We start from the raw sequence: 7,043 nt of genomic DNA, 5'->3' as shown, positions 1-7,043 counted from the left end.
ACACCCGACGCCGTCATTCCCACCTCGGACAACGCAGTCCCATCGCCTACGAGGCAGCACTCGACACAACATCAACTACCCTCGCCCAAGCCGCATAGCCCGTGTCCAAGATTCCGGGTCAAGGCCCAGAGGCTTCTCGATATCTCACTGTCCGGGGCGAACTGCGCAATGAGCGATCGGAGACGATCACGGTGCCTGCTGCTTTACGCGGCAATGAACTCGATGTCCTGCGCCACGGCTACTCACTGGGCGGAGCGACTCTCGTGGACTTCTCTGCCGGGAAGCGCTATTACGTACTCCGCGACACCGAGGGGCGTCCTCTCACGACAACCGGGGTCTCAAGACTCAGGGCTGGTGAGAGCGCCCACGTTTTCATGCAGTTCCCAGCACCACCGGAAAGCACCACGAGGGTTGCGATCCAATTGCCGACCTTCGACACTGCCAACGTTCAGATCTCGGGCTGAGATGAGAAGCCACATGGGCTCACATCGAGTTGGACCGGCGCTGCTTCTTCTCGCGGCGCTGACTACCTGGACGGTCGTGCTCGACGCCGTGGCCTGGGCCGTACCGTCGCCCAGTGGGGTCACCCAGGGCCCCGCGCATATGCATGGCCAACTCGGCATCTCCGGCCGAGAGCTAGCCGCTGATGCAGGACTGGCCCCGCCCAAGGTTCTCGACATCAGTTCGCCAGTGGCTGGCATCAGTCGCGTGGTGGAGGACGTCAGCGGTGCCGAGCACCGCGAGGAGACAAGCAGCGAGGTCACGGTGCGCCTTCAGGCCGAGGTGCTTTTCGCCAAGGACAGTGCCCGTCTTGGTTCGTCAGCAGTCTCTCGCATTGCCTCTGTCGGTGAGGAGATCAGACAACAGAGTCCGCAGACGGTACAGGTGTACGGCTACACAGACGATCTCGGCTCGTTTGCGCACGGTGAGACGCTGTCCCAGCAGCGCGCAGAAGCTGTCCATATGGTACTAGCGAACGCACTTGGTTCTATCCGCGTAACCTTTCAAGTGCGGGGCTTGGGCGAACGGAATCCAGTCGTTCCCAACACCACCGAAGCAGGTCGGCAGAAGAATCGGCGTGTCGAAATTTCGTTCCCTCGGGTGGGAGGTCCGTCTTTATAGGACCACCTCGAATGCGAGCGCTTTGAAGAACGGCCAGTACCCCCGCCCTGCCCCTCACCGGCCCACAAAGGCTGGGCACACCACTACAGTGAGTAATAGCCGGGACCTGTGGATCATTGTCGCCTGATACTGCGGTGCCATCGGATCTCACCTTCGTGCCATTCGTCGGTGGGTGTGAGCCCGGCGGCAGTGGCGACGGCAGCGGATGCCCGATGTTCGGGGTGGATGTGGGCGATGACGGTCTGCACGGGCTGCTGGCTGAGCCAGCCGACGAGTCCTCGAGCCGCTTCGCGAGCGATGCCTCTTCCCTGCCACGGGGTCCCCACCACCCAGGCGATCTCGGCCATGTGGCCGTGACCGGACGGCTGACGGTCGCCTGGACGGTGCCCGTCAGGCAGGAGTCGTCACGCAGCCAGATCACCCAGTTCAGCCAGGAGATGGCCGGGTTGGGAGAGCCTGCGGTCATACGGTGGTAGCGCGAGCGCAGGGCTTGCGCAGTGTCGGGAGTGCCGCCGGTGAAGGTGTGCAAGGCTGGCGCGGACAGCACCTCGGCCATCTCCTCGGCATGCTCGACGTGCAGCGGCAGCAGGTCCAGCCGCCTGGTGCTGATGGCCTGGGCCACGAGGGTGTTCACGCCGCCACCGCCTCAGGGCGTTCGACGAGCTGGCCGCGTTTGAAGCAGGCTCCTAGGCGGACGAGGGGGACGAGGTGGGGTGTATTCACGGCCCCGCCATCGCTGCTGGGTGGACTCGACTCCGCAGGCGGATCCAGTGCTCGGCGGGGAAGTCGAAGAACGCCAGCAGCTCGGCCTGAGGGCAGCGGCCGAGATACGCGGCTCGACTACCGCCAGCCGGATCCCGTTGGAGATCGGCCTCCTGAGTACCCGACTGGGCCGCCGATCTCGGGCAGTGAAAGGAGGGCGTCCAGGGCGGCCTGCCATTCCGGGACCGCCTTTTCGACCAGGGGGAGGATGAGGATGCGTCGGTGACCGGCTCGCCGGCCTCCATCGCCCGGCGCCGGTCGGCGCGGGTCTGCTCGGCGGCGGGCCAGCGGGGCCGGTCGCCGCTTCCGGGAAGCTCGATGGTGGCCGTCGCGAGGCCCTCCGTCGCGGGGAGTGCCGGGCCCGGGCCACCAGTCGGCGGTACGTCTTGCGCAGCCCCAGGGGAGGTTGGCCGAGCAGAATCAGCGGCGCCGGTGCTGACGCGGGTGGTGTCCACAGGATGCCTGGGGATCTCGCCGAGGGTGGATTCGCGCTCGAGGACGCGGTCCTCGAGGTGCAGTTCAGAAGTGAAGTGCATGGTCGTGCCTTTCAGGAGTACCTCTGAACGGCGCTCCCGGACGACGTATCGCCCGACCGTGACCCCGGCGGGGGTGCACCCATGTCGATACTGCGTTCACGGGTGCCACCTCCTCGCCCTCTTGCACGGCCTCCAGGAACGTAGCAGTGGCCCCCGTGGTTCCCCCAATGGGTTCTCGCGGAGGCTCTGTGGTCAGATGCCACAACGTCGGAGTCACGCCTGCCATTGGTCGGGAAGCGCATGTCCGCCACGGCTTCGAGCACCGAAGAACCGGCAATCAACCGCTGACGGACCATCTACTGCATTTGCGAAGGCTCACTGTGGGTAGTTACTGCACTCTTGAGGGCGGGCCAGGGGAAGTTCCTGATTGGTGCGGGGGACTACAGCCCGTGTGAGGGCCCGTGACTTACACGTTCGGGTTCCCGGACCATGGGGTGGGGTTTCCCGAGGGCGGATCCGGCCGTGAGGAGGAGGGTGACGCCAGCGGTGATGAGTATGGTGGTGGTGGGGTTGGTCCAGTTGAGGAGAACGCCGGTTGCACCGGCGCTGAGGCCGTAGCCCACCCCGCTTCCTGCGTACTGGAGTGAGTATCCGACGGCGTGCAGGTCCGATGGTAGGGCTCGCTGTAGTGAGAGATTCCTTGCGATGAGGACTACGGCTTGGAACAGGCCTGCGGCTAGGAGCACGACTGCAAGGCCTCCCAGAACAGGCACCGCCGCGGCAGATGCGGCTGCGGCAATGGTCGCAGGCAGGAAGATCGTGCTGTGTCGTTCTGGACTGCCTGGCCAGTTCCGCAGACCGTACACAAGTCCGCCGACGATGCTGGCGAGGGCGAATCCAGTCAGCAGGGGCCCGCTGGCGGCGGCCGGAAGTTCCCTGTGCTCAAGCAGCGCAGGCAGGGACAGTTCGACGGTGGCCAGCAAGTACATCGCAGCGGCGCTGGTGAGGTAGATCGGCCACGCCGCGGTGAGCCGCCTCGCCACAGCCTTCAGCGGCACGTCGGTGTGCGACCTACCGGTCCGCTCTGGCAGCGCGAAGATGCAGGCTGCCGCGGCCGTAGCAGATGCTGCGGACGCGTAGAACGGGATGGTGGCTGACCACCAGGTAGCTGCGCTGGCGACGAGTGCGGGTGACGCCGCCCACACGGCCATGTTCAGTGAGGATTCCCAACTGAGTGCTGAATTCAGATCCTTGGCCGGAACCAGGTCGGCGACCATGGCCCGCAGTGCGCCGGGCACCGCGGCCCCGGCCCCGCCCGCAGCCGCCGCCATGATGACGGATGCTCCGAGAGGGGCATCAGGAAGAGCGGCCAGCCCGGCGAAGAACACAGCACTCGTCAGGAGCCCGATGGCGATCTCGCGCCGGTGAGGGCGGTTCCGCAGGCGTGCGCCGAGGAACGGGGCACCTACAGCTTCGGCCACCGTGTACCCGGCGGCCAGGACCGCGCCACGGGCGTAGTCGCCGGATGCTTCCTTCGCCAGGAAGATGAACGCGAGCGGGGCCATCGCCACCGGTAACCGCCCGGCTGCGACGGTGAACGACCACAGAAGCGTCTGCTTGCCGGCCAGAGCGCGGTAGGACATCTCGTGGTTTTTTCCCTTGTCCGTTCAGTGTTCGGCAAGTTGCATGCTCTCTGCCAGGTAGGCATGGAGTTCTGCCTCCAGTGCCCGGCACCGTGACCAGGTGGGCGCCAGTACGACGTATTCGACAGTGCCGCTGGCCTCGGTGTCGTCAGAGGCGATCACCACTCCCTCTCGAACTGCGCTGTCCCAGGCGAGGCCGTTGTGTGCCAGGTCTTCGACGAGCGTGGCAAAGGGTGGTGCGGGGACGCTGAACCGGCTCAACAACACGTGGTCGTCGGCCCAGTTGGTGCCGAGGAGCACGGTGGCGATGGCGTCGAGGTGGGTGCTGCCGCCCAACCTGGCGTTGACCTCGTTGAACCGGACGGTGCCATCGGGCGAGATTATCGCGTCGATGCTTGCCAGGCCTTGGTAGCCAAGGGTTTGCATCAGCCGGGCGAGCCGGAGTGTGCCGTCTGCGAAGCCCTTCCACACGTCGTCGGAGACGTCAGCGAGGGGGAGTTCGAGCCCGGCGAGGACGGGCGGATCTTCGCCGGTCCGCAGGGAGCCCGTGTTGACGATATGCGGCTCTTCCGGCAGCGGGGGGCAGTGCACCTCGGCGTACACGGAACGGCAGTCAGGAAGGAACTCCTCCACGACGACTTCTCCCATGGGGGCGTAGGTCTGGGCAAGGCCCGAAGCCGTCACGAGTGCGGTCAGGTCGGAGGTGTCCGTGACGCGGAGGGTCTGCATGGCGCCCACCGCGTGGACGTCCTCGTTCGTGGTGATGACGACATTGCCGTGGCCTCCGACAGCCCGGTCGCGCTTCATGATCACTGACCCGGTGCGCGACAGCAGCCGTTTCACGGCGTGTATCAAGTCCCCAGTGGTACGGCAGGCCATGCCCCCGGGGATAGGGAGGCCCGCGCTTGCTGCGAGCGCCCGGAAGGCGACCTTGCTGTTGAGGAGCTCGGCGCCTCCTTCGGCGAGGAAGGAGCTACTCGCGTTGTCGTCATCCACGCCGATGTGCTGGGCGAACGTGACCGCGCCTCGGTCGTGTATGTAGGGCCGGTAGGTCAGTGGTTCAGTGGTCGGTTCCTGGAGTGCTGCGGACACTTTTGACGTGCGCAGTTCTTGGTAGGTGAGCAGGGGTGCGTTGGGGCTGATCACGCGGAGAGTGGCGGGGTCGGTGCCGGTGTGGCGCGTCACGTACTCCAGGAAGTCCTGCGTCACAGGGCGGGGGATGATGAGTATGTCGTGATCTTTCAACAGCCAGGTCAGGCGCTTCATCGCGAACAGGATGCCGCGGTAGTCCCCTTCTGTGAGCAGGTCCATTCGGTCGACCATGTGCTCCGTGCACGCATTCCCCAGCCACAGTGTCGGCGGCATTAGACGTCGTCTCTTATGGCGTGATCGTTCGTTGAGCCGTGCATGACGGATCTCGTTGAGCGGCTGGTGCCGGACGAGTTGTGGGTGCTGTTCAGGCGGGTGGTGCCGCCGACTGAGGTGAAGCGTCCGCAGGGTGGGGGACGGCGCCGGGCAGGTGACCGCGAGGCCCTGGCCGCGATCATCTTCGTGGCGACGTCAGGCTGCACCTGGCGGCAGCTGCCACCGGTGTTCGGCCCCGCCTGGCCCACGGTCTACCGCCGGTTCGCCCAGTGGAGCCGGGACCGGGTCTGGGCTCGGCTCTACCGGGTGATCCTTGACGAGCTCGGAGCGCGAGGCGAGCTGGACTGGTCGCGGTGCGCGATCGACTCGGTCAGCGTCAGGGCGGCAAAAGGGGGCCATTGACGGGACCGAATCCGACCGATCGCGGCAAGCTGGGATCGAAGATCCACCTGGTCACCGACAGGAATGGGCTGCCGCTGTCGCTGGGCATCTCCGGCGCGAACATGCACGACAGCCAGGGCCTGCAACCGCTCGTGCGCGGCATCCCGCCCATCCGTTCCCGCCGCGGCCCGCGCCGCCGGCGGCCGGCGCAACTGCACGCAGACAAGGGATACGACTACGACCACCTGCGCCGCTGGCTCCGTTCGCGGGGCATCCGCCACCGCATCGCCCGCAAGGGTGTCGAGTCCTCGCAGCGACTGGGCCGCCACCGCTGGGTAGTCGAGAGAACCGTGTCCTGGCTGGTCGGCTGCCGACGCCTCCACCGACGCTACGAGCGCAAGGCCGAGCACTTCCTCGCCTTCGTCGGCATAGCCGCAGCCCTCATCGGCTACCGCCGACTGATCCGGTGAGCCAGTCGGTCGAGAGCAACAGCCGGCCAGCGCCGGTGGTGTCAGTGGCAGCTCGTAGGGTGCGCTGGTATTCGACGAGGAGGTTCCATGGGCTTTTCCGGTCATCTGGTCTTTGCGCGCAGCGAGCGCCCACTGCTGGAAGCACCACTCTTCGGCAGCACCGGCCCAGGGCTGCGGGACGACGTGCATGAGTGCCAGCCGCGACCGGACGGCTGGCAGACTCTGCAGTTGGAGCAAGGCGTCTGGGAGGACGGGTACCTGTTCGCCTTGGTCGAATGGACCGGTGCCCCGGCCTGCGCCGCCGAGGTCTCCGACAGCAGCGTCGCCCTTCTGACCGGCCTGGACACCGACGGGTACCGCTGGCAGGCATGGCTCAACCTGGACAACGCCGCAGCTCTCCTCGTCGAGGAACCCGAAGACGTGGACGACGTGAGCCTATGGATAGCCACTCCGGAGTTCGAAGAAGCCATCGGACATAAGCGGGCAGAGCTCGATGCAGAGGTGTCGGCCGACGCCGAAGGCGCTCTCAACTGGGCTTCAGCGGCTGGTGTCCAGGTCACGGCACAGCAGTCTCGGATCGAGGAACTGCTACGCGCACAGGAGACCTTCGTGGAGGAGCTGTTCGACGCGTTGCTGGACGAACTGGGCTTCCCTGAAACTGCCCACTCCGCGCCGCAGCCATAAGAAACGACGTCTTAGTGGGCGTTCACCTAGAGTTTTTCCGGTATGCCTGCTTTACCCATGACCTACTTTGGGTGTCTTCACCAGGTAGAGGTGATTTGTTCCCTGCAAGGTCGAGCACTCGGCTGTCCACTTCACGTGCT

General features: G+C 65.9%; 5 protein-coding genes and 2 pseudogenes. 3 read left to right on the top strand and 4 right to left on the bottom strand.

The window, feature by feature from the left end; all coding sequences use genetic code 11:
- Nucleotides 1-708 precede the first annotated feature (708 nt).
- Nucleotides 709-1,122 carry an OmpA family protein gene (locus KBY47_RS35860; RefSeq protein WP_308405415.1) on the top strand — a complete coding sequence of 138 codons (414 nt, stop codon included), beginning with the start codon at nt 709-711 and terminating at the stop codon, nt 1,120-1,122.
- A gap of 113 nt (nt 1,123-1,235) precedes the next feature.
- Here the strand turns inward: KBY47_RS35860 and KBY47_RS35855 are convergent.
- The 4 genes and pseudogenes from KBY47_RS35855 to KBY47_RS35845 form a co-directional block, all read right to left on the bottom strand.
- Nucleotides 1,236-1,756, bottom strand: a pseudogene (locus KBY47_RS35855) (GNAT family N-acetyltransferase).
- Between the two features lie 177 nt (nt 1,757-1,933).
- A pseudogene (locus tag KBY47_RS36915) lies at nt 1,934-2,420 on the bottom strand (alpha/beta hydrolase); the annotation flags it as partial.
- 380 nt (nt 2,421-2,800) lie between these two features.
- The gene (locus tag KBY47_RS35850; protein ID WP_210928788.1) at nt 2,801-4,003 is read right to left on the bottom strand and encodes an MFS transporter; all 1,203 of its coding nucleotides are present in this window, start codon (nt 4,001-4,003) and stop codon (nt 2,801-2,803) included.
- Nucleotides 4,004-4,027: 24 nt separating this feature from the next.
- Nucleotides 4,028-5,314 (bottom strand): peptide ligase PGM1-related protein, encoded by a 1,287-nt coding sequence (locus KBY47_RS35845; protein WP_247695755.1) that lies wholly within the window; start codon nt 5,312-5,314, stop codon nt 4,028-4,030.
- 96 nt (nt 5,315-5,410) lie between these two features.
- On the opposite strand from KBY47_RS35845, the gene KBY47_RS35840 reads away from it, so the two are divergent.
- Together KBY47_RS35840 and KBY47_RS35835 are read left to right on the top strand one after the other, a co-directional pair.
- Nucleotides 5,411-6,219, top strand: a protein-coding gene (locus tag KBY47_RS35840) for an IS5 family transposase (protein WP_210928785.1) whose coding sequence is annotated in 2 segments (ribosomal slippage) — nt 5,411-5,758 and nt 5,761-6,219 — 807 coding nt in all. Because the reading frame shifts where the segments join, the coding sequence is not laid out codon by codon here.
- Between the two features lie 87 nt (nt 6,220-6,306).
- Nucleotides 6,307-6,903, top strand: a complete 597-nt coding sequence (locus tag KBY47_RS35835; protein ID WP_210928784.1) for a hypothetical protein — start codon at nt 6,307-6,309, stop codon at nt 6,901-6,903.
- Nucleotides 6,904-7,043: the final 140 nt, after the last annotated feature.

This window comes from Streptomyces sp. B93 (assembly GCF_018070565.1).
Lineage (GTDB): Bacteria > Actinomycetota > Actinomycetes > Streptomycetales > Streptomycetaceae > Streptomyces.
Note: the sequence above shows the minus strand (reverse complement) of the source record. Positions and strands in the feature narration are given on the sequence as shown.